This is a genomic window from Paraburkholderia phosphatilytica, from assembly GCF_003443895.1.
In the GTDB taxonomy this organism is placed as follows: Bacteria; Pseudomonadota; Gammaproteobacteria; order Burkholderiales; family Burkholderiaceae; genus Paraburkholderia; species Paraburkholderia phosphatilytica.
The window spans coordinates 13,491-39,828 of record NZ_QQOA01000030.1 but is presented as its reverse complement, the minus strand read 5'-3'; the positions used below and the strand labels follow the sequence as shown (position 1 = coordinate 39,828).

At 64.0% G+C, this 26,338-nt stretch carries 20 protein-coding genes; 15 read left to right on the top strand and 5 right to left on the bottom strand.

Going from position 1 to position 26,338, the window contains the following annotated elements; all coding sequences use genetic code 11:
- Positions 1-14 precede the first annotated feature (14 nt).
- The gene (locus tag DVS29_RS26190; RefSeq protein ID WP_118183430.1) at positions 15-1,487 is read right to left on the bottom strand and encodes a mannitol dehydrogenase family protein; all 1,473 of its coding nucleotides are present in this window, start codon (positions 1,485-1,487) and stop codon (positions 15-17) included.
- A 200-nt stretch (positions 1,488-1,687) separates the two neighbouring features.
- Between DVS29_RS26190 and manD the strand changes: the two genes are divergently transcribed.
- The 5 genes from manD to DVS29_RS26165 all read left to right on the top strand — a co-directional run bounded on the left by manD (position 1,688) and on the right by DVS29_RS26165 (position 7,740).
- Positions 1,688-2,896: a D-mannonate dehydratase ManD gene (manD, locus tag DVS29_RS26185; protein ID WP_118183429.1), complete on the top strand. Its 1,209-nt coding sequence runs from the start codon at positions 1,688-1,690 to the stop codon at positions 2,894-2,896.
- Between the two features lie 10 nt (positions 2,897-2,906).
- The gene (locus tag DVS29_RS26180; RefSeq protein ID WP_240655800.1) at positions 2,907-4,319 is read left to right on the top strand and encodes an MFS transporter; all 1,413 of its coding nucleotides are present in this window, start codon (positions 2,907-2,909) and stop codon (positions 4,317-4,319) included.
- A 26-nt stretch (positions 4,320-4,345) separates the two neighbouring features.
- Positions 4,346-5,383, top strand: a complete 1,038-nt coding sequence (locus tag DVS29_RS26175) for an L-idonate 5-dehydrogenase (RefSeq protein WP_118183428.1) — start codon at positions 4,346-4,348, stop codon at positions 5,381-5,383.
- A gap of 88 nt (positions 5,384-5,471) precedes the next feature.
- Positions 5,472-6,782, top strand: a complete 1,311-nt coding sequence (locus tag DVS29_RS26170) for an MFS transporter (RefSeq protein WP_118183478.1) — start codon at positions 5,472-5,474, stop codon at positions 6,780-6,782.
- A gap of 112 nt (positions 6,783-6,894) precedes the next feature.
- Positions 6,895-7,740 (top strand): GntR family transcriptional regulator, encoded by an 846-nt coding sequence (locus DVS29_RS26165; protein WP_118183477.1) that lies wholly within the window; start codon positions 6,895-6,897, stop codon positions 7,738-7,740.
- 56 nt (positions 7,741-7,796) lie between these two features.
- On the opposite strand, the gene DVS29_RS26160 is transcribed toward DVS29_RS26165, so the two are convergent.
- The 3 genes from DVS29_RS26160 to DVS29_RS26150 form a co-directional block, all read right to left on the bottom strand.
- Positions 7,797-8,036 (bottom strand): hypothetical protein, encoded by a 240-nt coding sequence (locus DVS29_RS26160; RefSeq protein WP_118183427.1) that lies wholly within the window; start codon positions 8,034-8,036, stop codon positions 7,797-7,799.
- A gap of 180 nt (positions 8,037-8,216) precedes the next feature.
- Positions 8,217-8,504, bottom strand: a complete 288-nt coding sequence (locus tag DVS29_RS26155) for a hypothetical protein (protein WP_118183426.1) — start codon at positions 8,502-8,504, stop codon at positions 8,217-8,219.
- A gap of 92 nt (positions 8,505-8,596) precedes the next feature.
- Complete coding sequence (locus tag DVS29_RS26150) at positions 8,597-8,866, bottom strand: hypothetical protein (protein ID WP_118183425.1); 270 nt, start codon at positions 8,864-8,866, stop codon at positions 8,597-8,599.
- Between the two features lie 391 nt (positions 8,867-9,257).
- On the opposite strand from DVS29_RS26150, the gene DVS29_RS26145 reads away from it, so the two are divergent.
- Positions 9,258-11,477: a serine/threonine protein kinase gene (locus DVS29_RS26145; protein WP_118183424.1), complete on the top strand. Its 2,220-nt coding sequence runs from the start codon at positions 9,258-9,260 to the stop codon at positions 11,475-11,477.
- A 72-nt stretch (positions 11,478-11,549) separates the two neighbouring features.
- Here DVS29_RS26145 and DVS29_RS26140 read toward each other — a convergent pair whose 3' ends face one another.
- On the bottom strand, positions 11,550-13,457 hold the full coding sequence (locus tag DVS29_RS26140) for an SUMF1/EgtB/PvdO family nonheme iron enzyme (protein WP_118183423.1): 1,908 nt from the start codon (positions 13,455-13,457) through the stop codon (positions 11,550-11,552).
- A 284-nt stretch (positions 13,458-13,741) separates the two neighbouring features.
- Here DVS29_RS26140 and DVS29_RS26135 point away from each other — a divergent pair, with 284 nt between their 5' ends.
- The 9 genes from DVS29_RS26135 to DVS29_RS26095 all read left to right on the top strand — a co-directional run bounded on the left by DVS29_RS26135 (position 13,742) and on the right by DVS29_RS26095 (position 26,318).
- Positions 13,742-14,167, top strand: coding sequence for a DUF4399 domain-containing protein (locus DVS29_RS26135; RefSeq protein ID WP_118183422.1), 426 nt, complete (start codon positions 13,742-13,744; stop codon positions 14,165-14,167).
- Positions 14,168-14,230: 63 nt separating this feature from the next.
- The gene (locus tag DVS29_RS26130; RefSeq protein WP_118183421.1) at positions 14,231-14,662 is read left to right on the top strand and encodes a DUF4399 domain-containing protein; all 432 of its coding nucleotides are present in this window, start codon (positions 14,231-14,233) and stop codon (positions 14,660-14,662) included.
- A gap of 299 nt (positions 14,663-14,961) precedes the next feature.
- Positions 14,962-15,234 carry a hypothetical protein gene (locus DVS29_RS26125; RefSeq protein WP_118183420.1) on the top strand — a complete coding sequence of 91 codons (273 nt, stop codon included), beginning with the start codon at positions 14,962-14,964 and terminating at the stop codon, positions 15,232-15,234.
- Between the two features lie 303 nt (positions 15,235-15,537).
- Positions 15,538-16,920: an efflux transporter outer membrane subunit gene (locus DVS29_RS26120; protein WP_338069347.1), complete on the top strand. Its 1,383-nt coding sequence runs from the start codon at positions 15,538-15,540 to the stop codon at positions 16,918-16,920.
- Positions 16,921-17,132: 212 nt separating this feature from the next.
- Positions 17,133-19,688 (top strand): FHA domain-containing protein, encoded by a 2,556-nt coding sequence (locus tag DVS29_RS26115; RefSeq protein ID WP_118183418.1) that lies wholly within the window; start codon positions 17,133-17,135, stop codon positions 19,686-19,688.
- On the top strand, positions 19,666-21,039 hold the full coding sequence (locus DVS29_RS26110; RefSeq protein ID WP_118183476.1) for a beta-barrel domain-containing protein: 1,374 nt from the start codon (positions 19,666-19,668) through the stop codon (positions 21,037-21,039). Before DVS29_RS26115 ends, DVS29_RS26110 begins: the two co-directional genes overlap by 23 nt.
- 77 nt (positions 21,040-21,116) lie before the next feature.
- Positions 21,117-21,869, top strand: coding sequence for a peptidylprolyl isomerase (locus DVS29_RS26105; protein ID WP_118183417.1), 753 nt, complete (start codon positions 21,117-21,119; stop codon positions 21,867-21,869).
- Positions 21,870-21,903: 34 nt separating this feature from the next.
- On the top strand, positions 21,904-24,960 hold the full coding sequence (locus DVS29_RS26100) for an ABC transporter transmembrane domain-containing protein (protein ID WP_118183475.1): 3,057 nt from the start codon (positions 21,904-21,906) through the stop codon (positions 24,958-24,960).
- Positions 24,957-26,318: a sigma-54 interaction domain-containing protein gene (locus DVS29_RS26095; RefSeq protein ID WP_118183416.1), complete on the top strand. Its 1,362-nt coding sequence runs from the start codon at positions 24,957-24,959 to the stop codon at positions 26,316-26,318. Before DVS29_RS26100 ends, DVS29_RS26095 begins: the two co-directional genes overlap by 4 nt.
- Positions 26,319-26,338 lie beyond the last annotated feature (20 nt).

Genomic DNA, 26,338 nt, shown 5'->3' with positions numbered 1-26,338 from the left:
CGTGTTCAGGAAAATCAGGCGTACCTGGTAATCGCGTGTTTCGCGCCGCGTTCGAGTTCGGCGAGCGTGTCACGCAGCGCGATCTGAAACCGCGCATTGCCGGCCAGTTCCGCAGGAAAGATTTCATGCACGCCGAGCAACGCCTGCATCAACGCATCGTGCGATGTGCCCGCTGATGCAGCGAGCGAAGTCAACCGCGCCGCCATCGGGTCGCTGATCTCGAAGCGCTCACCGTTGTCGGCTACGCCGCGCAGGAAGCGCATCCATGCGGCAATCGCGAGCGCGAGCCGCGCGAACGGCTGGTTCGCATCGAGGCGCGCGGCGATCGTGCCGAGCAGACGCGGCGGAATCTTCTGGCTGCCGTCCATCGCGATCTGCGCGCAGCGATGCTTGAGCGCCGGGTTCGCGTAGCGGGCGAGCAGCGCGTGACGGTACGCGTCGAGATCGAGCGAAGCGGGCACCTGCAGCGTCGGCGCGATCTCGTCGCGCATCATCGTGTCGATCAGCGTGTGCATCGCCGGATCGGCGATTGCAACGTCGATAGTTTCGAAGCCGGCGAGCATCGACAGATACGCCATCGTCGAGTGGGTCGCGTTCAGCATGCGCAGCTTCGCGAATTCGAACGGCGTCACGTCGTCGACGAGCTGCGCGCCGACTTGCTCCCATGCGGGACGTCCCGCCGGAAAGCGGTCTTCGACGACCCACTGGCGAAACGGCTCGCATGGCACCGGAACGGCATCGCGATGCGCGAGTGCCGCAGTTGCCGATGCGCGCTCGGCGTCTGTCGTGGCCGGCACGATGCGATCGACCATCGTCGACGGAAACGCGACGGACGTGTCGATCCAGTCGGCAAGCGCAGGGTCGAGCTGCCGTGCGTATGACACGACGACGCGCTGCAGTGCGGCACCGTTGTGCGCGAGGTTGTCGCACGACAGCACGGTGAACGGATTGGCCCGGCGCGCACGCAGCGCGGCGACGAGCAGGCCCGGCATCGTGCGTGGCGTGTCCGGCGATTGCAGGTCGTGCTGGACGTCGGGGTGCCACAGATCGATGTCGCCGGTGGTGGTGTCGCGGCAGTAGCCTTTTTCGGTCACCGTGAGCGACACGATGCGCACCAGCGGATCGGCGAGGCGCGCGAACAGCGCGGCACGGTCGTGCGGCAACGCGAGCACTTCGCGCAGGATCCGTGCGACCGTCACGCGCTCGCCCTCGGGCCCGCGCTCGACGACGCTATAGAGCCCGTCCTGCGCCATCAATGCGTCGCGCTTCGTGACGTCGCCCTGCAGCGTGACGCCGCAGATGCTCCAGTCGCCGCCCGCGGCGAGCACGGCTTCCTCGGTGAACAACGCCTCGTGCGCGCGGTGAAAGTTGCCGATACCGAAGTGCACGATGCCGATGCCCGGCTCGCGCCAGCTGTCGGAGAGCGTGTGGGCGCGCAGTTGCGGCAGCGCGCGGCGGGTGAGCAGGGGCAGGGTGGCGGACGTCATGGTTTTCGATGTCTCCCAATGTGGGTGCGGGGTGTGTACCGTGCACATACTTGTATGGTAGAATGAGCTGCATCGGTGGTCGTAACGAGCAAAGCGTCGATGCGACGCGCTTTCGCGATGCGGCAATACTGCCATGCCGGAGCGTTCGTGGCGCCGCGCGGCGGCGCGTTTTTCTCCCTGATTTCGCAAGGATGAATGCCATGAAGATCGTTCGCGCAGACGTGATCGTCACCTGCCCAGGGCGCAACTTCGTCACGCTGAAGATCGTCACGGACGAAGGCGTGCACGGCATCGGCGATGCGACGCTGAACGGCCGCGAGCTGGCGGTCGCGTCATATCTGAAGGACCACGTGTGCCCGACGCTGATCGGACGCGACGCGGGGCGTATCGAGGACATCTGGCAGTACCTGTACAAAGGCGCGTACTGGCGCCGCGGGCCGGTCACGATGACCGCGATCGCAGCCGTCGACATGGCATTGTGGGACATTCTCGGCAAAGCAACGGGCATGCCGCTCTACCGCCTGCTGGGCGGCGCATCGCGCGAAGGCGTGATGGTGTACGGGCATGCGACCGGACGCGATATCCCTGAAGCGCTCGAACGTTACGCGGAGCACGTCGAAGCGGGCTACAAGGCGGTGCGCATTCAGTGCGGCGTGCCGAACATGCGATCGGTCTATGGCGTATCGAAGAGCAGCGGCGCGTACGAGCCGGCCACGAAGGGCACGGTCGAAGAGCAGATCTGGTCGTCGGAGAAGTATCTGGACTTCGTGCCGAAGCTGTTCGAAGCGGTACGCGAGCGCTTCGGCTTCGATACCCATCTGCTGCACGACGTGCACCATCGTCTGACGCCGATCGAGGCCGCGCGACTCGGTAAATCGGTCGAGCCGTACCGGCTGTTCTGGATGGAAGACCCGACGCCCGCGGACAATCAGGCGGGTTTCCGGCTGATTCGCGAGCACACCGTTACGCCGATCGCGGTGGGCGAAGTGTTCAACAGCATCTGGGACTGCAAGCAGCTGATCGAAGAGCAGCTGATCGACTATATCCGCGCGACGCTCACGCACGCGGGTGGCATCACGCATCTGCGTCGCATTGCCGATTTCGCGTCGCTGTATCAGGTGCGCACCGGTTGCCATGGGCCGTCCGATCTGTCGCCGGTGTGCATGGGCGCCGCGTTGCACTTCGACCTGTGGGTGCCGAATTTCGGTGTTCAGGAGTACATGGGTTTCCCGGAGGAAGCGCTCGAGGTGTTCCCGCATGCGTGGCGTTTCGATCAAGGCATGATGCATCCGGGCGATGCGCCAGGCCACGGTGTCGACATCGACGAAGCGCTCGCGGCGAAGTATCCATACGATCCCGCGTGGCTGCCGGTCGCGCGGCTCGAGGACGGCACGCTCTGGAACTGGTGAGGCATCAGGCATGAGCACGAATAACGAAAACGGAGACACGACCCAGCCCGATCCGGCGATGCTGCGCCGCGTCGCGCTTGCGTCGACCATCGGCACCGCGGCCGAATACTACGACTTCTTCGTATACGGCACCGCGGCCGTACTGGTGTTCGGACAGAAGTTCTTTCCCGCCAGCGATCCGCTGACCGGCACGCTCGCCGCATTCGCAACCTACGCGGCAGGGTTTTTCGCGCGGCCGCTGGGTGGCATCGTGTTCGGCCATTTCGGCGATCGCATTGGCCGCAAGAAGGCGTTGATCGCGACGATCCTGACCGTCGGTCTCGGTACCTTCGCGATCGGCTTGCTGCCTGACTATCAGACCGTCGGCATGTGGGCGCCGGCCGCGTTGCTGCTGATCCGCGTGTTGCAGGGCTTCGGCGTGGGCGGCGAGCAGGCTGGCGCCGTGCTGCTGACCGCCGAGTACGCGCCGCCCGCGAGGCGCGGCTTCTTCGCGAGTCTGGTGCAACTGGGCGCACCGGCTGGCTTCCTGATTCCATCCGGTTTATTCGCATTGCTGACGAGTGTATTGACGCCCGCGCAGATGATCGACTGGGGCTGGCGTCTGCCGTTTCTCGGCAGCGTCGTGCTGGTGGCGGTCGGCCTCTATATCCGGCTGCGCACGGAGGAATCGCCGATCTTCGCGGCGATCCGGCGCACGAAGGCGATCGCGACGCGGCCGGTGGTCGAAGTGGTCCAACAGTTCGGCCCGCTGATCGCGAAAGGCGTGGGCGCGAAGCTGATCGAGGCGTGCACCTTCGCGATGTACACGTTGATCGTGCTCGCGTACGGCAAGGCACACGGTATCGCGCAAAGCCTGCTGCTGCAGACGGTGATCGTCGCCGTGGCACTCGAACTCGTGACGATTCCGTTCGCGGGTGCGTTGTCCGATCGCATCGGCCGCCGCACCACCTTCATTGCCGGCGCGCTGCTGCACGTGCTGCTCGCGTGGCCGTTCTTCGCCGCGATCGATAGCGGTTCGCGCATCGCGATCCAGATCGTGATGATTCTCGCGATTTCCGTGGGCCACAGCCTCTGCTATGCGCCGCAGGCCGCGCTGTTTCCCGAACTGTTTCCGGCGCGCGTGCACTGCAGCGGCATCGCGCTGATCTGGCAGGTCGGCTCGCTGCTGGGTAGCGGCGTGCTTGGCCTGGCCGCCGTGAAGCTGCTGCAGGTGAGGCATGGCGGCCCGCTCACGCTGGTCGCGTACGTGGTGGTGCTGGGCGTCGTGTCCGCGATTTCGCTCGCCTGCCTGCCTGAAACGGCGCCGCGACGTCGTTCGTCGGCCGTCGATCTGCACGACTGGGTCACGCATACCGGCACGGTGGACGATGCCGCATCATCGCGGCCGCTCGCCGCTTCAACCTCATTCGTTGCGCGCCGCTGAGCGCGCGGCTTCATCAGGAGTTCACCATGCTGGCTGCCGTTCTGCACGAACCGAAACTGATCCGCATCGACGAGGTCGAGCCGCCCGAACCCGGCGCCGGCCAGGTGCGCGTTCGCGTGCGCGCGGGCGGCATCTGCGGCTCGGACCTGTCGTACTACTTCAAGGGCAAGAGTGGCGATTTCGCGGTGCGCGAGCCGTTCGTGCTGGGCCACGAAGTGGCCGGCGAGATCGAATCGTTCGGCGAAGGCGTGACGGGGCTGCAGGTCGGGCAGCGCGTCGCGGTGAACCCGGGGCTCACATGCGGCACGTGCCGCTATTGCGCGAGCGGCATGCCGAATCACTGCCTGAACATGCGCTTCATGGGCAGCGCGTCGACGTTTCCGCACACGCAGGGCATGTTCCGTCAGTTCATCGTCGTCACCGCGCGTCAGTGCGTGCCGGTGTCGGCGGGCGTCGATTTCACGCGCGCGTCGATGGCCGAGCCGCTCGCGGTCGCGCTGCATGCGGTGAAGCTGGCCGGTTCGCTGGTCGGTGCGCGCGTGCTGCTGGTCGGTTGCGGTCCGATCGGCTGTCTGCTGCTGAGCGTCGCGCGTCATGCGGGCGCGCACACGCTCACCGCGATCGATCTGTCGAGCCGCGCGCTGCAGATCGCGCAAACGCTCGGCGCGGACGAAACCGTCGACGCCGCCGACAGCGCGACGATCGCGCGCTGGGCCGAGCAGCGCGGTACTTTCGACGTGGTTATCGAAGCCTCCGGCAGCCCTGCGGGTCTGGATACCGCGTTGCGTTCGGTGCGGGCGGGCGGCACGGTGATCCAGGTGGGCAATCTGCCGGCCGGACAATCGCCCGTTGCCGCGAACCTGGTGATGGCGAAAGAGATCCGCTATCAGGGCTCGTTCCGCTTCACCGACGAATACGCGGTCGCTGCCGACGCGATCGCATTGGGCCGCATCGATCTGCAGCCGCTGATGACGCACGCGTTCGACATGGCCGATGCGAACCACGCGTTCGAAGTCGCGCACGACCGCTCGCAGTCGATGAAGGTGCATTTGCGGTTCGACTGAGCACCCGAATCGCCAATCGCGCATTCTCGCGCAACACTAAAAAAGCCTTGGCACAAAGGCAAGACATCGAAGACGGAGACATCTGATGATGATGAAGAGTCAGCGCTGGTACATCGTCGCGTTGTTCTTTCTCGCGGGCCTGATCAACTATCTGGACCGCTCGGCGTTATCGATCGCGGCGCCGCTGATCCAGCGCGATCTGCATTTTTCGCACGCGCAGCTGGGCATCGTGTTCAGCAGCTTTTTCATCGGCTACGCGCTGTTCAATTTCGTCGGCGGGCTGCTGTCGGACAAGATCGGCGCGAAGCGGGTGTTCGGTGCGGCGATGGGCGTGTGGTCGGTATTCTGCGGCGCGACCGCGCTCGCCACCGGCATCGGTTCGCTGATCGTGCTGCGCGTGCTGTTCGGCATGGGCGAAGGGCCGTTCAGTTCGTGCAACAGCAAGATGGTGAACAACTGGTTTCCGCGCCGCGAGGTGGCGAGCGCGATCGGTGTGATCAGTTCTGGCACGCCGCTCGGCGGTGCGGTTGCGGGGCCGGTGGTCGGCTACATGGCACTGCGTTTCGGCTGGCGCTGGGCATTCGTCGCGATCATGCTGCTCGGCCTCGCTTGGCTGGTGCTGTGGATCCTGACGACGACCGAGCATCCGCACGAGCACCCGAACATCTCGCCACAGGAACTCGAGCTGATCACGCAGGACCAGGCGGACCCGGTTGTGGTCCATGCGTCGCAAACGCCATCGCATGCAACGGCTGATGCCGAACGCCCGAAGCTCTCGTACTTTTTGCATCAGCCCGTGATACTCGCGACCGCGGCCGCGTTCTTCGCGTACAACTACGTGCTGTTCTTTTTCCTGTCGTGGTTTCCGACCTATCTGACCGAGGCGCACCACCTGAGCCTGCAGAGCATGAGCATCGTCACCGTGATCCCGTGGCTGCTGGGCAGCATCGGGCTCGCGGCAGGCGGCTTCATTTCGGACGGCATCCTGCGTGTCACGGGCCGTGCGCTGCTGTCGCGCAAGATCGTGCTCGGCACGTGTCTGGGTGCGGCTGCCGTGTGCGTCGCATTGGCGGGGCGCGTGGAGAGCACGGGCAGCGCAGTCGCGCTGATGTCGGTGTCGATCTTCTTCCTGTACGCGACGGGTTCCGTGTACTGGGCCGTGATTCAGGACACCGTGCCGCGCGAACACGTGGGCGGCGCGGGTGGTTTCGTGCACTTTCTCGCGAATCTCGCGGGCGTGATCGGCCCCGCGATCACCGGCTTCATCGTGCAGGCGACACACGGCGCGTACGGCAGCGCGTTTACGCTGGCCGGCGCGATCGCGGTGGTGGGCGCGGTGTGCTCGGTCGTGTGGATCCGCGAGCCGCGCGCGACAGCCGAGATGAGTCGCGCATGGTAGTATGGTTCTACCGTCCGTGCCTTGCGCGGCGGGCATTCGCGCCGGTTATCGAGGTATCCGCAACGCGTTTTGCCCGTCTCGCAGCGAGTCTTTTCCAACCAGCCGAATGCCGATGAAAGCCCGTCAGAATTCCGCGCCCTCCGCCATTGCCGATGGCGGAATCGTCACCGAAAGCGGTCTCGTCGCGCCGCGCTCGCGCCGGCGTGTCGGCCCGATGGCGGCGACGCGCGTTGCGCTGCCGGACCTGACGTCACTGGTGTCGTTCGATTCGCACGAGCCGATCAGCCGGCAGATTTTCCGCGCGCTGCGCCAGGCGATCTTCGCGGGCCAGATGATGCCCGGTACGCCGCTCTCCGAGAAGGAAGTGTCGGACATGTTCCAGGTGTCGCGGCAGCCGGTGCGCGAGGCGTTCATCAAACTCGTGGAAGCGGGCGTGTTGCAGGTGCTGCCGCAGCGCGGCACGCTGGTGAAGCGCATTTCGCCGCGCCGCGTGCGCGAAGGGCGCTTCATTCGCGAAGCGATCGAAACGGCGGTGGCGCGCAAGGCGGCCGAATCGATCACCGACGATCAACTCAAGCTCCTCGCGGACAATCTGCGCGATCAGCGTGTTGCGGCAAAGGCGAACGACACGGCCGCATTTCTCGCGCTCGACGAAGCGTTCCATTGCGCGATCGCACAGTCCATCGACTGCGCGGCGGCATGGGACACGATCCAGGACATCAAGGCGCAGATGGACCGCGTGCGCTATCTGAGCCTGCCCGATGTGTCGCCGCTCGATCACCTGATCCGGCAGCACGCGAAGATTCTCGCGGGGCTGCGCGCGCACGACCCCAGCGCAGCGGAAGACGCAATGCGCTCGCATCTGCGCGAGATTCTCGTCACGCTCGGCCCGATCGCCGCGCGCAATCCCGACTGGTTCGAAGCCGACGAACCGGAGCGCGTGCCGCTTCTTGGTTGATTCGCAGGCTGATCGCTGATTTACAGGCGTGATCTCACGCCGTGAGGTAGCGCCCGCTACCTGCGCAACAGGCTGTTAGCCGGAATGCGCGCATCGCCGGCAGGCGCTGCCGCCGGAAAACCCTTCGGGTAATCGATCACGCGCAACGCGGCGGACGCTGTGCCGGTCGCGGACAACGTCTCGGCGACCGCGCCGAAAAAACGCCCACCTGTTCGAGCCCCGCCGACGATCGCGGTCATTGCCGCACGATCGAGTTCGACGCTTTCGAGCAAATCCTTGATGACGAGCTTGGACATGGCTGTTCGGAAGAATGGGTCGCGTGCCGCCTGAGCGACCCGCGCGGGATCCGATCGCGCATTGCGATCGCACTGAACTGAACCACGAGTTCAGTATAGGAAATCCGCGCTCATCGAAGTGTGGACTGGCGAGCATTCCGGAAGCGGTGAAGACACGCGAGCCTTCACCGCGACACGCGCTCAGACTACAGCGGTGGCGGCCGCCCACTGCGACGGGCTGACATTGACGTTCGGACCGACGAAGCCGGCGCCGATGATGCCGTCGTTGTTCAGCGTCGAGACGTCGATGAGCTGAGCCTGGGTGATGTTCTGGTTCACGTTGACGTCGATCTTGGCGACGGGGCCGAGACCGCTGAGCCAGCTGTTGCCGCTGACGCCCGGCGTGCCTGCACCGCCGGATACCGCGGACATTTCACGGTGATCGAGGGTACGCGAGCCGTCGAGATCGCGAATCATGAGGGTGGACATGGTGCTTCTCCAGAGGAAAGGTGGTCACGCCGGAACGACCTGGGAGCGCCGCGCGGGCGGCGCTCCCGGTCCCCGTGAACTACGTGTGGTTGTTACGCGAACACGTTGTTCGTGCCGTTGACGTTCGACTTGATCGAGGTCGGCAGGCCTTCGTTGAACGCGTCGTTGTTGTCGCTGACGTTGTTGACCGTCAGCGCGTTGTTTACAAGCTGCTCGGCATTGACCGTCTTGCTGTTGTTGATGCTGAACGTGTTGCTCGGGAAGATCGGGAAGCCGTAGCCGTAGCCGCCGCGGACAGCTTGCATCGCCTTGCTGTCGAGTTGTTCGGTGACGGACAGGTCTTTGATCATCAGTGCGCTCATGACAGTTCTCCTAAGAAGATAACGAGGTAAAGGCCTCGGTGTTGCGGTTGATTGAGCATCATGTCTGCTCGGGCGTCACTAACGCATGGGTCGTGCCAAACGAAGGCCAGTGCGTGAAGAAATTTTCGGGAAACCCGCTGCATAAGGCTTTCGCGGCGACGCTAAGGGAGCATGTGTGATCCGGCAGAGGATTCAGGATGTGCGTGCTGACGGATGGCGGCCAACGGATCGCCGGAAGCTGTCGGATACTGGGCAACACTTCGCTAGCGGTGCTCACGGGCAGGACCTGATTTGCGAAAGGTAACCATGCGAACTACCATCGAACCAGCATTTGTAATGGGCTACGACACACACATTCTTCGGCCATGGGGAGCGGCGTCGCTTTAAAGCCATGACTAGTCTTGCGCACGCGATTCATGACTATCAGAGCGGCACGCTGACGCAGGATGCGTTCGTCGCTCAACTCGACAACACGCTGACGACCGAAGGTCTCGGCGTCGCGCGTCTGCTCGACATTCTTCGCGAAGCGCATACGAACAAGCCCTTGCCGCAGGACCTGTATGCGGAAGTGCGCCGCAGGATCGAGCAGATGCCGGTGGCCAATCTCGCGGGCGGCGAGGAAACGCGCATGCAGACGGTCGCGGATCGATTCGCCGCGCCGCCGCCCGCAAGCGGCAACGAAACCCAGCAGCCGGAGCCGGGCAGCGCCGACCGGATGAAGGGCACCGGCGATACGCTCAACAACCGCTTCGTGCTGGAGGAGTGTCTCGGCGTGGGCGGCATGGGCACCGTCTACAAGGCGCTCGACATGCGCAAGCTCGAGGCGTCGGACCGCAAGCCGTATGTCGCGATCAAGGTGCTCAATACGCAGTTCCGCGGCAATCCGAAGTCGCTGATCGCGTTGCAGCGCGAGGCGCGCAAGGCGCAGGTGCTCGCGCACCGGAATATCGTGACTGTCTACGATTTCGATCGCGATGGTCCGATCGTCTATCTGACGATGGAATACCTGTCGGGCCAGCCGCTTAGCCAGGTGCTGCGTGCGCCGGGCTTCAAGGGCATGCCGGTGGCCTCGGCATTGCCGATCGTGCGTGGCATGTCGAATGCGCTTGCCTACGCGCATGAACGCGGCTTCGTGCATTGCGATTTCAAGCCGGCCAACGTGTTTCTCACCGACGCGAACGAAGTGAAGGTGATCGACTTCGGCATCGCGCGCGTGTTCCAGCGCCCGGAAGAGGAAAGCGATGCGACGGTGTTCGATCCGGCAAGCCTCGGTGCTTTGACGCCTGCCTATGCGAGCCCGGAAATGCTCGAGCATCTGGAGCCGGACCCGCGCGACGACGTGTATGCGCTTGGCTGCATTACGTATGAACTGTTGACGGGGCGCCACCCGTTCGATCGCAAATCCGCGACCCAGGCGCGCGCGTCCAATCTCGTTCCCGCGCGTCCGGAGAATCTCGGCACGCGTCCATGGCGCGCGTTGCGCTCGGCGCTGGCGTTCGATCGCAACGCGCGCACGCCGAGCGTGGCGCGTTTCGTCGAAGCGTTCGGCGCTCAGGAGCGGCCAGCGGCCGCTCGTGCGGGGGCGGGTGCTCGTGCGGCTGCGCGTGTTCCGCGACCGCAGGTGGATCGTAGCGGGCTGCTGGCGAAGTCCGCTATCGCGGGCCTCGTGCTCGCGTGCGTGGCGGGCGGCACGCTGTATCTGCATCGCAGCCCGGTGGGTCCACATCGGACTGCAAACCGACCGGCGGATGCGACCGTGTCGGATGCGTCGGTTGCTTCCGCGGCCCTCGTTCGCTCGGACGCGGTCGCGGCTATGGCGTCCGCGGCTTCCAGAGCTTCCACGACGCCGGCGCATGTTTCGATGTCGCCGGGCACTGTAGCAGCGACGTCGGCTCCGCAACCTGGCGAATCAACCGCGGCGCCCAGCGCCGCGACGGTCGCCTCGCTGCTCGCGCAACTGCCGTGCTCAGCGCTCGCGGCGTCGGAACAGGACCACACGTTACATGTGCGCGGCTTCGCATCGCGACAGGCCGAAGCGCGCATTGGCGAAGCGCTCGCGCGGGTGCCGGGCATCACATCGACGAAGCTCGAACTCGATGTGACGTCGGTCGGCGCTGACAAATGCGACGTGCTGAGAGCGCTCGGTCCGTCCTGGTCGCGCAACTGGCAGGCCGGACACGTCGCGAGCCTCGCGGCTCGCATGCCGAACGGCGTGCTGACCGAAGGCGATCCGCTCGTCGTCGACGTGGCGACGCCGGGCTACGACTCCTATGTGACCATCGACTACTACATGCTCGATGGTCAGGTCGTGCACATGGTTCCAGGGCCGCGCGTGAAGGACAACCAGGCGCCGTCGCACTACGCGGCGGCAGTCGGCACGGGCGGTGAGTGGATCATCTCGAAGCCGTTCGGTCCGGAACTGGTGGTGATGATGATCACGCCCGCGCCGCTATTTGCCGCGCCGCGTCCGGAAATCGAGCCGCGCGCCGACTATCTGCGCGCGCTCGATACTCGGCTTAAGCAACTCGCCGCGACTTACGGCGAAGGACGTGTGGTAGCGGATATCGCGCAGATCACGAGCCAGGCACGCGTGCAGCGCGCCTCGCAATGAGTCACGCTTCAAGCGGCGCGTTGATCCCTGCCTTAAACCCCGTCTTAACCCGCGATTTAGCGATCCAGGCGCTCATTTGAGCTCTTTCACGACCCGCATCCCATCCTGCGACTGACGCACGCTCTGGCTGTACTTGAAGCGCGTCGACGTCAGCATGTAGTCGTTACCTTCGCGCCACGAGCCGCCGCGAATCACGCGCATGCTGCAGCCCGGCGTATCCCACACATGGCCGTCGTTCGGTGCGTTCTGATACGAGTTGTGCCAGCAGTCGCCGACCCATTCCCACACGCCGCCGTTCATGTCGAACAGACCGTTCGGATTGGCCGCGAAGCTGCCGACGGGTTCCGGCGCTTCCGCGTGATACGGGTCGCCGCAGTCCTTGCAGTTCGCCATGCCTTTGCGCATCTGGTCGCCCCACCAGTATTTCGTCGTGGTGCCCGCGCGGTCCGCATATTCCCATTCGGCCTCGCTCGGCAGACGATAGGTCTTGCCCGTCACCTTGCTGAGCCACTTCACGTAGGCCTGCGCATCGTCCCAGCTTAGATCGCGCGCCGGTGCATTCTTCACGCTGTTGCTCTCGGGCGCGAGTTTGGGGCAGCCGTTGACGTCCGCGCATGCATTCCATTGCTCGACCGTGATTTCGTACTTGCCGATTGCAAACGGCGCGGCAATGGTCACATGATGCGGCGGCTTTTCCGAAGGATCGTCGGAGCTGTTGCCCATCGTGAACGAGCCCGCGGGCAGTTCGATCATCGCGGGGCACGCCGCGCAGTCCTTGCTTTCCGCGCCGGCATGCACAGGTGGCGATACGGGAGCCGGTGCCGGTGCTGCCACGGTTTTGGGTGGTGCGGCAGGCGCGGGCGGCTTTGCAGGCGCTGGCGCGGATGTCTGTGCTGGCGCCGGTGGCGGTGTGTGCGATGCGGACGCAGGGGGCGCGCCCGGTGTGCCGGCAGAGGACGCCTTGAGCCGCTCGATGCGCGCCTTGGCGAGCGCCGCGAAGCGGCCGTTCGGATAGGCCTTCAGATACGCTTCGTAATCGCCAGGGTAATTGCTGTCCTTGATCGAATCCCAGAACGTCAGCTCGTACTGCTCGTTGCTGTCTTTGGGCAGAATGCCGCGTGTGATCGCAGATGGGCGCGAATGCACATAAGCGGTGGTCCCATCCAGCACTTCATCCTGCGTTAGCGCGAGCGCTGCGGCAGGAAGTGGAAGCGCTTGCGTAAGCGACGACGCAATCCACGGCCGTTGCAAGCCGTTCGTGCTGTGGCTGACGCGCGCGACAACCTGCGCAAACATCAGATCGATGGGTTCTTCCGGCACGCGCGCCATTTCGTCCAGCCATGCGCCCGTGAACACGCCATGACGCGCACCGTCCTCCGCCTGTTCGCCCGGTGCCGCGGCATAGGCGATCAGCGTCTGCGATGGCAGCCTCGGCGTTACCAGGGTCGCAGAGAACGGTTGCGTGAGACACGTGTCGAGCACGATCACGCTGGCAGCATGCGGCCGCTCGATCGATAACGCAGACAGAACGTCCGACAGATCGACACTCGTCGCCAGCAACGCCGCAGGCGCGTTCGGATCCGCATGCGTGGGAGTGAGCAGCGTGGACCCACCCGCCTGCAAGCCATGCCCCGCGTAATAAAACACGCCGATGCCGCCGGCCCGCAGGCGGCGCCGAAACTCGACAAGCGCATCGCGCATCTGCGACGCAGTGGCGTCGGTGCGCAACAGCACGTCGAAGCCTCGCGCGCGCAACGCAGCGGCGACGCTCCGCGAATCGCGCGCGGCATTCGGCAGCGCGTACTGCGGGTAATCCGCATTGCCGATGACGAGCGCAACCTTGTTGCTGGATACGTCTAACGAACGACCAGACGTGAATGCGGTCGCGTGGTCAGCCGTGTCTTGAGGCCATGGCTGCGCATCGGCGCATTGCATGGAGAGCGCACTGGCCACGCCAAAGAAGAGAAGTAGTCGCCACATATCCGCATCCTGTTTGTTCTGGACGGAAGCTGGTTATCGGACGAGTCGGCGTGATATCCGTGTCACTGCCGCCGGTCGCCATGCGATGCGGGGGCGTGCACTTCGTTGGTTCGCGTGAACGCGAATGAAACGCTTCATGCGCGTCATCTGGTCTCTCGTCGATAGCGCGTGATCAGTACATCACAATGATCACAACGTTAACGAGCGTCGCGTATCTTTTTAACAAGTTACGTCCTAAGCTAGAGCGGAAGCAATAAGCACTGACGCTCTGCGGAGAACGCGCTATGCGAAGAACAACATGGCTGGCGACCTTCTGGATGCTGCTGCTCGCTTCAACCCTGGCGTTCGCGGGACCGACGCCTTCGCCACCCGGCGCCGAGGAATACATCATATGGCCGCCGGACGGCGCCGTGATCACGGGCGGCAAGCTGTGGGTGCGGATGGGGCTGCGCAACATGGGCGTGTGCCCGAAAGGCGCGAACGTGCCGAACACGGGGCATCATCATCTGCTGATCGATACGGACCTGCCGCCTATGGATCAGGAGATTCCGTCCGACCGAAACCATCTGCATTTCGGCGCCGGCGAAACGGATGCGCGCATCGAACTGCCGCCCGGCAAGCACACGCTGCAACTGCTGCTGGGCGACTATAACCACGTGCCGCACAACCCGCCCGTCTATTCGAAGAAGATCACCATCACTGTGAAGTGAGCGCGCCGCCGGGCCGCGGTTCGATTGCGTGCCGGCGCAGAACGCATCAGCGGGAGAAGAGCCATGGTCAAGATCGTTGCCGTCGCGGCGCTCGCCGTGCTTGTCTCGATGAGCACGGCATTCGCCGGGCCGACACCGGCGCCGAAGGATGCATATGCGTATATCGGCTATCCGAACAACGGTCAGGTCGTGCCGGCAAACAAGCCGTTTCGCGTGTGGTTCGGCCTGCGCTTCATGGGCGTCGCGCCGAAGGGCGTCAAGTATCCGAACACGGGCCACCACCATCTGCTGATCGACACGGACTTGCCGCCGATGCCGATGGATCAGGAGATTCCGTCGGACCGTCAGCATCTGCATTTCGGCGCGGGCGAAACGGAAACGATGATCGAGCTTCCGCCTGGCAAGCACACGCTCCAGTTGCTGATGGGCGACGAAAATCATATCCCGCACAACCCACCGGTCTACTCGAAGAAGATCACCGTGATCGCGAAGTAGCGCTCGTTAGCGGCTGGCGCGACTGCTTGCCGGCCCGCTGTCTCCTGCGAACCAACAGTTCACGCGCCCTTGTTGGCCTGAGCCCGGCAGTAACGGGCGAAGCGCCATGCGTTGACTTCCACGTAGTGCTCTTTGGCTCCCCTGAGAATCCCGCTGCAACAAGGCTCTGCGCATTTTTCTCCGACACGCGAATGCAATTGGCACGGCCTGTGCATTAGTGAGGCTCGAGCAGACACGATGCTCGAACCTAACCGAAGCACCTAGCGAAACCTTTTCGCATACCTCTCAGGAGAACTGTCATGAGCGCACTGATCGTCAAAGACCTGTCCGTTGCCGAAGAACTCGACAGCACGGCCATGAAGGCCGTTCGCGGCGGCTACGTGGTGTATCCGTACTTCCCCACGAGCGACGTATTCAAGATCGACAACAGCAAGAACGTCACCGCCCAGCAGCTGATCCAGCAAGGCATGACGATCAACAACATGAGCGACAACAACGACGCGTTCAACAACGGCCTGCCGACGAAGATCACGCCGACGATGAACGCCGAGAACAACGTCATCGTGAGCTGATCGCGACGAACCCGCGGAGGCCCGAAGCGCCTCCGCGGGTGCAGCGTCCCACGCAAGCATCAAACGCAGCATCAAAAGACCAACACAGCAATTCGTTTTCTCACACACGCATCCGCAGCATCACCGCACGCACTCCACGCAAACGGATATCCCGCAGCCGTAAAAGCTGGTGGCCCCGCTTTGCCTTCATCCGATGGTGCGATCCGACTGCGCGATACCTGATCAAGATCGGAGAATATCGTGTACGTATCGTCAGATTCCTGCTTTTCCCGCTGCTCGCGCATCGTCGTACGAACCGCTGCCGTGAGCGCGGCGTTGCTGCTGGGCGCATGCGTGGACGTGCACGTGGCCGACTACAAGCGTCCCGATACGCCGGCGAAAACGTCATGGTCGGACAAGACGGGCACGCTCGTCTCGCCTGCCGCCACGATCGAACCCGACTGGTGGAAGACCTTCCAGGACCCGTATCTGAACACGTTGATCGACAAGGCGATCGGCGGCAATTTCGACATCAAGGTGCTGGCTGCGCGCATCGACGTGGCGCACGCGGAGATCGCCGAAGCGAACGCGGGCGCACTGCCCAGCGCGGATCTCGGCGCGGGAGCGAATTTCCAAAAGGTTACGTCTCAGCCGTTCTCGAAGCAGTACAACCTTGCTGGCCAGGTGAACTGGGACATCGACATCTGGGGCAAGGTCGAGAAGGGCGTGCAGGCGCAGACGGCCGAATTCCACGCAACGGAAGCGGACTGGCGCGCGGGCTATCTCGAACTGGTGTCGAACGTCGCGACCACGTATTTCCAGATTCTCCAGTTCGACGACCAGATCGTCGCGCAGCAGAAGATGGTCGACGAGAACAAGCAGATTCTAGCAATCTACGACGGCCTGAGCCGCAACGGTCTGATCCCGCAGACGCAGGTGATTCGCCAGCAGGCGGAGATCAATCGTCTAACGAAGGATCTGATGGACCTGCGCCGCTCGCGCAAGGTGGCGAACAACGCGCTGTGCACGTTGATCGGTGTGCCGGCGGGCGAATTCGAAGTGCCTGCGGGCCACCTGCAGCAGCGCGTGCAGTTGCCGCCGGTGCCCGCAGGTTTGCCCGCGCAGCTGCTGTCGCGCAGGCCGGACATCGTGGCGGCGGAGTTTCGCGTGCTCGAAGCGTACAAGTTGGTGGGCGAAGCAAAGCTTGCGCAGCTGCCCACCATCAGCCTGACCGGACATGGGGGCACCGCGAGCTTCGCGCTGTCCGATCTGCTCAAGTCGTTCACGTTTGGCCTGATGCCGAGCATCGACATTCCGCTGCTCGACCCGAGCGTGCGTGCGCATGTGAAGACGACTGAAGCGCAATCGGGCGTCGCCGAGCAGCAGTATCGTCAGACGGTGATGGGCGCATTCGAGGAAGTGGAAACCGCGCTCGTCAATCTCGATGCGCACCGGCAGCAGCGTGTCGAGCTCCTGCAGGAAGTGCAGCGGCTGCGGCTCGTTGCGGACCAGATCGAAGCGCAGTTGCATGAAGGCGTGGTATCGCAGCTCGAAGTGTTCGAAACGGAGCGCACGCTGCTTCAGGCACAGCTCGACGTACTCGCGAATCATCAGGAGATTCTTGCGGATACGGTGCTGCTCTACAAGGCGCTCGGCGGCGGCTGGCCCGCTGTCGACGTCGAAGCGCAAACGCAAGCGAAGCAATAGACGAATGTTCGTTCTGCTACGGCATCGACCGTGCGACCGTGCGATGGCACGCGCACCACGCGACCCGACAATTGACTAACACCATGCGTGACTTAAACTTCTTCGATAGCTGTCAGCATGAACGTTGTGTCGAGTGCACTGCGCTTTGCGTGCAACTCGATGCCCCGATCCTGTCGTTCGCGACAGTCGTCCACGCCCGGTGATGCTGAGAGATGAACCCCGGCGAAGCTCCGATTGCTGAGATGTGGGCGGCTCTGGACCAGGAGTTCGACGTCCTGCTGCTGCCCACCTCGCATCCGTCCCTCGGTGCGATCCGCATCGCCGACGAACTGTTCGCGATCGGTCGCAGCGAAGCGCCGTTTGCCGGTTATCCGCAGGAGCTCGTCACCAAATTGTCGCGCCGTCACGCGCGTCTGTTCGTCGAGCAGGGCGCGATCTTCGTCGCGGATCTGGACAGCAAGAACGGCACCTGCGTGAACGGTACAGCGGTGCGGCAGACACCGTCGCGCGTACGCGCCGGCGACGAGTTGAGCTTCGGCAACGCGTTGACGTATCGCGTGGCGATCGAGACGCGGCCGTCGGGTCCGCTATCCGCGCGCGGCGCACAGCACGTGACGATCGCGTTGCAGCCTGAACGCGCCGATCTCGGTCTCGAACCGATCGACGTGGCCGCGTTTCCGTTTCTGGTCAGCAAGACCGACGAACTGTTCGCGCGCTACAAAGACCGCTATCCCCATCAGGTCAACTATATTTCGCGGCGCCACGCGCATATTTTCCTGAAGGGCGGCGAGCCGTGGATCGAAGATCTCGGCAGCACGAATGGCACGTTCGTGAATGGCGAGCGTCTCGGCGATTCGGCGCATCCGCTGCAGGATGGCGACGTGATCGGTTTCGGTGGCGACCACTTCGTCTATCGGGTCCTGCTGCAGGAAGCTTTCGAAGCGGAGCCGACCGTCACGCAAACCGCGCTGGGCGCGGCGCCCGTCGCTGCAATTGCTGCGGTCGCTGCGGTCGATCAGCCGCCCGAAGCTGCGCCATTGCCTGCAATCGACCCCGACAAGACCACCTTCGTCGGCGCTGCACATTCGTTTCTCGACATCTTCTGTGTCGACCGCGCGTTGCAGCGCGAGGACGAAATCAACGTCGAGGCGGCCGCCATTGCGCCAAAGGCAGAGCCCGAAGCGCCCGCGCGCACGCCGCGCCGCCGCTGGCAGATTCTCGCGGCCGAACTGGCGCGCACCTTCTCCGCCGGCGACCATTCAATGATGCGACGCATCGGGTGGGGCGCGCTCGGCGTGTGCGTGATCGTCGCGGGTATCGCCGTTGGAATCTATCTGCACGGCGAGCGCGAGCGCCAGGTGAAAGGGCTGCTAGCCGCCGGCCAGTACGAAGCCGCCGCCGATGCCGCCGCTTCGTGGCTCAAGCAGCACCCTGCCGGCGAGTCGATCCGCTCGCTCGCAAGCGAGGCGTTGATGAAGGCGCGCGTGCCCGGCTGGCTCGCGGCATTGCGCGGGCGGCAGTTCGATCATGCAACGACGCTGGTCGACGGCATGCGTGACCTGGGCAACGGCAATACGGATGCGACCACGCTGATCGATCAGCTGCAGTGGGTCGGCGATCTCGAGCGCTTCGTCGTGGGCCGTGGCGGTCCGGATGCACCGATTCGTATCTACGCAGACGAAAGCCGGATCCGCGATCTGCTGCATCGCTGGAACGACGACGCGAAGGGCCATCAACGCGTGCTGGATCGCATCGCGTCTTACGTGCCCGAGTTCGCCGAACCCTACGCGCTTGCGATGAGCCACTTGCGCAAACTGCAGAGCGACGATTCCGTATACCTCGCGGCGATCGACCGGCTCGATGCGACGATCGCGACGGAGCTCGCGCGCGACGATCCGCAGGCGCTGCCGGCCGTGCTCGACGACGATGCGCAACGCTACCCGCGTCTCGCCGGGCTCGATGCGGTGCGCGCGGATCTGCGGCAATACACGCAGCTACTGGACGCGTTGCGCGCGCGGCACCTTGCGCCGCTGCTGGCGGCGATGCACGAGGCGCGCTTCACGACGCCGCCGTTTGAGGCGCAGTACCGTCAGCTGGCCGCGAGCCGTTTGCCGTCCGCCGACGTGGTTGCGCGCTATGACGCTGTCAGCGCGGCTTGGCGCAACGGCGACAGCCAGCGTGCGCTGGATGGACTCGCCGCGATGCCGGCGGGCCCGTGGTCCGACATGATGACCGCGGATCTGGCGCGCAGAAAGAGCGTGCTCGCGCAGTTCGCCGATCTGCAGAAGAGTCGCGGTAGCGCGAGTCATGACGACAAGCTGCTCGCGTTCTACGCGGCGATCGATCCCGCGGACGACGTGTATTACGCGCGAGCGATCCAGGCGGACGTCGACGCATTGCGCGACCGGGCACTCGCGCATGCGAACGATGAAATCGCGCATGCGCAAACGCTGTGGCGGCAATATCGCGCGAATGGCGCGATCGGCGGCACGCAGCGTCTGGAGTCGGGTATCTCGGACGGCTTCCGCAACCAGGCGCATCTGTTGTCCGAAGCGAATGGCGACGTGCAGCAGGGCATGCGCGTGTTCACGCAGCTCAAAGCGCCGCATCCCGCAGGCGCGGACCAGCTGTCGAGCGACATCGAGGCCGAAACGCAGCTGCAGCGGCGCTCGCTCGACGAACTGCGCATGGTGCTCGACCCGGCCTTGCTGAAATCCAAGCTCGCATTGATTGGAGGCGATGGCAGTGAAACGCGACAGTCTCCCTAAATCGCTGCACGAGGCGCTGGAAGATCACAGTGCCGAGGGCGTCGCGATCCTCACGGCGGAGCCCGCGAAGATCGCGCAGGCGCTCGTGCTGACCATGGTCGCACTCGTCGTGGCGGGGCTGCTCTGGTCGTTCTTCGGGCGCGCCGACGTGATCGTTACCGCGCAGGGCACGCTCGCGCCGGAGTCGGACGTGCGGCGCATCTATGCACCGATCGACGGCGAACTGACGGACCTCTACATCGCCGAGGGACAACCCGTATCGAAGGGCGATGTGCTCGCGCGCCTGAATGCGCGTGGCGCGATCGAGGCGGCCACCAACGCATTGCAGGCGCAGCTGAAGCTCGAAGACGCGGAGCGCGAATGGAAGGACTTTCCGCAGAAGAAAGAGCTGATGGAGCGCAAGGCCGCCGCGCTCAAGGACCAGCTCGAAGTGGAAGAGCGTCAGCACGAAAACCGCATTACCGAAGGCACGACGAAGCTCGCCGAAGGGCAGAAGGCCGAGCTCGAGGAAGCGCGCAGCACGCTCGACAACACGCGCCGTGCGCGCGATGCCGCGCGCGAGGAAGCGGACAAGTACTCGCGTCTGCTCGCGCAGCCGGGCGGCGGCGGTGTCGCCGAACTGCAGGCGGACGCGAAGCGAAACGCGTATCTGGAAGCGGAAAACGCGTACCGCGTCGCGCAGTCGAAGTTGACCGAGCTCGATCTCAAGCTGAGCCACGAATATTCGGAAGCGAACGCGCAGCTCGAAACGAGCGGCCAGCAGGCGACGTCGCTGCAACTCCAGTACGACGACGCAGTGCGCGACATCACCACTACCGAGGAAAAGCTGCGCCTGCAGCTGCAGACCGCGCGCCTTGCCTCCGATGCCGCCGCCCGCATCCGCTTCGAGAACATCGACAAGGACAACTTCCTGCTCATTCTCGCGCCCACGTCGGGCGTGATCACGGACGTCACGTCGACCCAGGCGGGCGACAAGATCCAGGCGAATACGCCGCTTGGCGCGATTGCGCCGAAGGATGCGCGCCAGGTGCTGAAGATCGAGATTGCCGAGCACGACCGCGCGTTTCTGCACGAAGGCATGCCCGTCAAGCTGAAGTTCAACGCGTTTCCGTATCAGCGCTATGGGGTGATCGACGGCACGCTCGTCTATATTTCGCCGGCGACGAAACCTTCGGTGCAGGACAAGCAACCGGTATACGAAGCCCGCGTGGCGCCGTCGCGAGACTACTACCAGGTCGCGGAAAACCGCTATCCGCTGCGCTATGGAATGACGGCGAGCGCCGAGATCGTCGTGCGCGAGCGGCGGCTGATCGATCTTGGGCTCGATCCGTTCAGGCAGCTGGCCGGATAGCTTCGACAACGCGTTGATACGACAACACCAACCGTCGGGCCGCCAATCGATCCGGACGACGACCAGAGGAGCGAGCGATGACCGCGATCGTGAGAATCGACGATGAAGTCGTGGATGTCGGCGAATTCGTCAGGCTGCTGAAGTTGACGGGACAGTTCGAAAGCCTGATCGAGCAGCTGGTGCGCGACAAGCTGACCGTGCACGCCGCGAAAAAGCACGGCGTCAGGATCAGCGAAGACGACATCCAGCAGCGCGCGGACCAGTTCCGGCGCGTGCGTGGTCTGCATCGTGCCGCGGACATGAATCAGTATCTCGATGCGCTGAAGGTGAGTCTCGACGAATTCGAAGCGTTCATCACGGACAGCCTGTATCAGGAGCGGATGCTCGAAAGCATCGGCGATAACGGGGCGGTCGAAGAGTACTTCTCGATGAATTCGCCGAAGTTCGATGCGATCGAGGTGAGCCATATCCTGCTCGACGACGAAGGAAAGGCGAAGGAGATGATCTCGTACCTGCGCGAAGACCCGGATGCATTTGCGGAGATGGCGCGCGAGCATTCGATCGCGGACACGAAAGGCTCGGGCGGTGTGATCGGCAAGGTGCTGCGCGGTTCGCTGAAGCCTGACATCGAAGCGAAGATCTTCAACGCCGAGGTGGGCGAACTGCTGGGGCCGTTCGCATCGCTGGACCGTTCGTGCTTCGAGATTTTCGCGGTGACCGCGAAATATCCGGCGCAGCTCGACGCCGACGTTTCGGCGGAAATCAAACGCCTGTTGCGCGAGGAGTGGCTGATGACGCGCGCGCAGGAACATGTGATCGAATCGCTTTGAGCGGCGCGCGCCGCTGCCGGGGACGATGAGCATCATGGATGCACCGCAAACCACGCAGCCTCTTGCCGACTTTCTCGCGTCGGTGGAAATCTTCTCGCCGTTCACGCGCGACGAGATCGAATCGTTCGCGCAGCTGGCGCAGTCGCGCTTCTGTTCGTTCGGCGAAACCGTCTGCAATGCGGGCGAAGCGGCCGACGGTCTCCATGTGATCAAGTCCGGCTCGGTGCGGCTCTTTACCGAGGAACACGGCAAAGAGATCAGCATGGGCGTGCGCAAGCAGGGCGAAGTGTTCTCCGAAATCGCGATGCTGCGCTCGTACGCGCACGAAGCATCGGTGCGGTCCTCCGGCAAGACGGAGCTGCTGTTCATCCCGCGCTCGGCGATCGAGCCTGCAATGGCCGCGAACCAGGCGGCGCTGGCGTTCGTCGCGAGCTATGTGGCGATCAATTCCGCGGGTGGTTTCGTCGCGCGGCTGTTCGATCTGCGCGGCAAGCTGAACAAGGCGGAACTCGAAGAATACGTGCGCAGCGTCGGCGTGAAGCGCGTGGCCGCGGGCAAGGAGATTTTTCGCCAGGACTCGCGCGAGGACCGGCGGCTCTATGTGGTGCGGCAGGGCGAAGTGCGGATCGTGCGCAACGAGGACGGCCACGACTTCACGATCGCCACGCTGCGCGAGGGCGAGATATTCGGTGAGAAGGCCTGCCTGATGCGTCAGGAGCAGCCGGCTTCCGCGATCGCGGTGACCGACACGCGGCTGCTGGTGATTCCGGAACGCACGGTTCATTTCATCCTCGAGCGCAATCCGAAGCTGCGCGAGGTGCTGGACGAACGCATCAAGTACGCGGAGCGCGAGCTGGATCGCCAGAAGCGCATCGAGCAGCGCCGCAGGCAACCGCTCAGGCTCGATCTGCACACGAAGCCGGAAGTGGGCGAACGGGTGATCCGCCGCTTCGCGCTCGTCGAGCAGGCCGAAGAGATGGACTGCGGCGCCGCGTGCCTCGCGATGATCTGCCGGCACTACGGCATTCCGATGACGCTCGGCAAGCTGCGCGAACTGGCGAACGTGACGACGCAGGGCGCGACGCTCGACAGCCTCGCGCGCGCCGGCGAATCGCTGGGCTTTACCGCGCGCGGCGTGCAATGCACGTTCGATTCGCTGCGCGGTTTCGAGCTGCCGTTCATCGTGCACTGGGAGGGCTACCACTACGTGATCGTGTACGGCGTATCGAAACGCCACGTGTGGCTAGCCGATCCCGCACTGGGTTTTCGCAAGCTGAACCTCGAAGATTTCGAACGCGGCTGGAGCGGCACCTGCCTGCTGTTCACGCCCGGGCCGAACCTGCTGCACCTGTCGGCGACGCGCTCGCCGTGGCTGCGTTTCGTCGGCTATCTGGCGCCGTACCGGAAGATCCTGCTGCACCTGTTCCTCGCTACGTTCGTGATCCAGGTGCTGGGCGTGGCGCCGCCGCTCATCATCCAGAACATCCTGGACGGCGTGATCGTCCATCAGAACGTGAGCCTTCTGCATCTGCTGATACTCGGGCTCGTGATCACGAACCTGTTTTCGCAGCTGACGGCGATGATCCGCGCGTATCTGTCGAACTTCATGGTCCGCAACATGGACTTCTCGATGATGTCGCAGTTCTTCCGCCATACGTTGTCGCTGCCGTTCTCGTTCTTCGCGAAACGCAAGACCGGCGATATCTTCGCGCGCTTCCAGGAGAACCAGACCATCCGCGCGTTCCTGACCGAATCGACGGTGACGACCGCACTCAATCTGCTGATGGTGTTCATCTACTTCGCGATCATGTTCTTCTACAACGCGAAGATGACGTTCGTGCTGATCGCGTTCGTGATTCCGATCATGGGCTTGACGCTGATCGCGACGCCGCGCATCAAGCGTTTCGCGCGCGAGACGTTCACCGCGTCGACGGATGCGAAGTCGTTTCTGATGGAGGCGCTTTCGGGCGTCGAGACTGTGAAGGGGATGGGCATCGAACGGCCGGTGCGGCTGCGCTGGGAACGCAAATACGCGAAGGCGCTGGAGGTGCAGTACCGCGCGCAGGCGTTCAATATCCGGATCGGCTTTGTCAGTCAGTTGCTGAACGCCACGACGACGATCGCGATCCTGTGGGTTGGCGCGAACCTGGTGCTGGCGCGCGAGATGACGATCGGCCAGCTGATTGCGTTCAATGCGTTCATGGGCAGCGTGCTCACGCCGCTGATGGGGCTCGTCGGGTTGTGGAGCATGCTGAACGACGCCGGCGTGGCGATGGAGCGGCTCGGCGACGTGCTGGACATCGAGCCCGAGCAGAAGCCGGAAGAGCTGCCGTCGCGCGTGATGTTGCCGGACCTGCGCGGCGAGATCAGCCTGAACGGCGTGTACTTCCGCTATGGCGAGAACGACGGCGCGTACGTGCTGGAGAACATCAGCTTCGACATCAAGCCTGGAGAGCTCGTTGCGGTGGTAGGACGCAGCGGTTCGGGCAAGACCACGCTCGCGAAGCTGCTCGTAGGTTTCTACATGCCGAGCGACGGCAACATGACCGTGGACGGCTACGACATGAACGTGATCGACAAGGCGTTCTACCGCGCGCAGATCGGCTACGTGATGCAGAGCAACCTGCTGTTTTCCGGCACGATCGCGGAGAACATCGCGAGCGGCGACGAAACGCCGGATCGCCGGCGTATCGAGGAAGTTGCGAAGATGGCCGATGCGCACGCGTTCATCAGCCGGCTGCCGCTCGGCTACGAGCAGGTGGTGGGCGAGCGCGGGCTGGGTCTGTCGGGCGGCCAGATCCAGCGGCTCTGCATTGCGCGCGCGCTGTATCACGACCCGCGTCTGCTGGTCTTCGACGAGGCGACGTCGGCGCTCGATGCGCAGTCGGAAAGCAATATTCTCAGCAACATGCACGAGATCCTCAAAGGGCGCACGGCCATCGTCATCGCACACCGGCTCAGCACGATCATGCGCGCGGACAAGATCCTCGTGCTGTATGAAGGCGCGATCGTCGAGCAGGGGCGCCACGAGGAACTGGTCAACCGGAAGGGCATGTATTACCAGCTCGTCCAGAAACAGTTGAACGCATGATGAAGATACTCGACCAGCTAGAGGAAAGCGGCTTCGCGATGTCGTACGCGGGATTGATCGAAAAGATCGAGATCCTGCGCTCGACGCTGCGCTGGTCGTCGCGGCTCGAACGCGCCGACATCGAGAAGCTGCTGAAACAGGCGAGCACGCTGCGCGACGAAGTGATGCAGATGTCGCACAAGGAGCGCTTCGTGCAGGCGGCCGTCGTCGAGCCGTTGCGGGCCGAGCAGTCGCGCGGCGCGCGGCGGCAGGCGTTGCTCGCGCGCAGCTTCGTGTTCGAAGGCACGTTCGGCGACAACCCGAAGCTGCTCGAAGCACTGGAAATTGCGGAAAAAGCTGCGCCGACCGATCTCCCGGTGCTGATCGACGGCGAAAGCGGCACGGGCAAGGAGTTGATGGCGAAGGTGATTCATGCGAACGGCAGCCGATCCGACAAGCCGTTCATTTCCGTGAACTGCGGCGCGATTCCCGACAACCTGCTTGAGTCGGAACTGTTCGGCCATCGGAAGGGCGCGTTCACCGGCGCGACGAACGACCGCAAAGGCAAATTCGAAAGCGCGCACACGGGCACGATCTTTCTGGATGAGATCGGCGAGTTGCCGCTGCCGGGGCAGGTGAAGCTGCTGCGCGTACTCGAGGCGCACGAGATCCAGCGCGTGGGTTCCGATGAACCTATCGCCGTGGATACGCGCATCGTCGCGGCAACCAATCGCAATCTGCGCAAGCTGAGCGAAGAAGGTACGTTCCGCGAAGACCTGTTCTACCGGTTGAGCGTGATTCACGTCACGCTGCCCGCACTGCGCGAACGGCGCGACGAAATCCCGCTGCTGATCCAGTACTTCGGCGACGAAGCGGCGGGCACGCTAAAGCGCCGCCCCGTCAGGATCACCCCTAAACTGCGGGACTTTCTGCTGTCGTACGCGTGGCCGGGCAACATCCGCGAGCTGCGCAATGTGATGTATCGCGTCTCGTGTCTCGCGGGCGACATCGCGGACGTCGAGCATCTGCCGTCCGACATGCGTCCCACGCAGCCAGCGTCGCCATGGCTGCGCGGCGATGCGGCGGAGGCCGGCAGCGGCACGGGAAACGGTGCCGCGAGTGTGACGAATCTGCTGTCGCTGAGCGATGCGAAGCGGGCCGCGAGCGACGAGGCGGAGAAAGCGTTCCTGCAACGGGGTTTGCAGGAAGTGGGCGGCACGGTGGCCGAACTCGCGCGGCGCGTCGACATGAACCGCTCGCATCTGCAGATGCTGCTCAAGAAGCATGGCCTGCATTCGAAAGATTTCCGCCGGCAGCATGCGCAGGACAACGGGCGCAAAGACATGTCGGCAAGCGGCGACGATGCCGACTCGCGTTAGGGTCTTGGTTAGATCGTCAG

Bases quoted from the DNA above. Each gene is read 5' to 3' on its own strand.
- DVS29_RS26190 (WP_118183430.1), bottom strand. From the start codon at position 1,487: ATGACGTCCGCCACCCTGCCCCTGCTCACCCGCCGCGCGCTGCCGCAA.
- manD (WP_118183429.1), top strand. From the start codon at position 1,688: ATGAAGATCGTTCGCGCAGACGTGATCGTCACCTGCCCAGGGCGCAAC.
- DVS29_RS26180 (WP_240655800.1), top strand. From the start codon at position 2,907: ATGAGCACGAATAACGAAAACGGAGACACGACCCAGCCCGATCCGGCG.
- DVS29_RS26175 (WP_118183428.1), top strand. From the start codon at position 4,346: ATGCTGGCTGCCGTTCTGCACGAACCGAAACTGATCCGCATCGACGAG.
- DVS29_RS26170 (WP_118183478.1), top strand. From the start codon at position 5,472: ATGATGAAGAGTCAGCGCTGGTACATCGTCGCGTTGTTCTTTCTCGCG.
- DVS29_RS26165 (WP_118183477.1), top strand. From the start codon at position 6,895: ATGAAAGCCCGTCAGAATTCCGCGCCCTCCGCCATTGCCGATGGCGGA.
- DVS29_RS26160 (WP_118183427.1), bottom strand. From the start codon at position 8,036: ATGTCCAAGCTCGTCATCAAGGATTTGCTCGAAAGCGTCGAACTCGAT.
- DVS29_RS26155 (WP_118183426.1), bottom strand. From the start codon at position 8,504: ATGTCCACCCTCATGATTCGCGATCTCGACGGCTCGCGTACCCTCGAT.
- DVS29_RS26150 (WP_118183425.1), bottom strand. From the start codon at position 8,866: ATGAGCGCACTGATGATCAAAGACCTGTCCGTCACCGAACAACTCGAC.
- DVS29_RS26145 (WP_118183424.1), top strand. From the start codon at position 9,258: ATGACTAGTCTTGCGCACGCGATTCATGACTATCAGAGCGGCACGCTG.
- DVS29_RS26140 (WP_118183423.1), bottom strand. From the start codon at position 13,457: ATGTGGCGACTACTTCTCTTCTTTGGCGTGGCCAGTGCGCTCTCCATG.
- DVS29_RS26135 (WP_118183422.1), top strand. From the start codon at position 13,742: ATGCGAAGAACAACATGGCTGGCGACCTTCTGGATGCTGCTGCTCGCT.
- DVS29_RS26130 (WP_118183421.1), top strand. From the start codon at position 14,231: ATGGTCAAGATCGTTGCCGTCGCGGCGCTCGCCGTGCTTGTCTCGATG.
- DVS29_RS26125 (WP_118183420.1), top strand. From the start codon at position 14,962: ATGAGCGCACTGATCGTCAAAGACCTGTCCGTTGCCGAAGAACTCGAC.
- DVS29_RS26115 (WP_118183418.1), top strand. From the start codon at position 17,133: ATGAACCCCGGCGAAGCTCCGATTGCTGAGATGTGGGCGGCTCTGGAC.
- DVS29_RS26105 (WP_118183417.1), top strand. From the start codon at position 21,117: ATGACCGCGATCGTGAGAATCGACGATGAAGTCGTGGATGTCGGCGAA.
- DVS29_RS26100 (WP_118183475.1), top strand. From the start codon at position 21,904: ATGGATGCACCGCAAACCACGCAGCCTCTTGCCGACTTTCTCGCGTCG.
- DVS29_RS26095 (WP_118183416.1), top strand. From the start codon at position 24,957: ATGATGAAGATACTCGACCAGCTAGAGGAAAGCGGCTTCGCGATGTCG.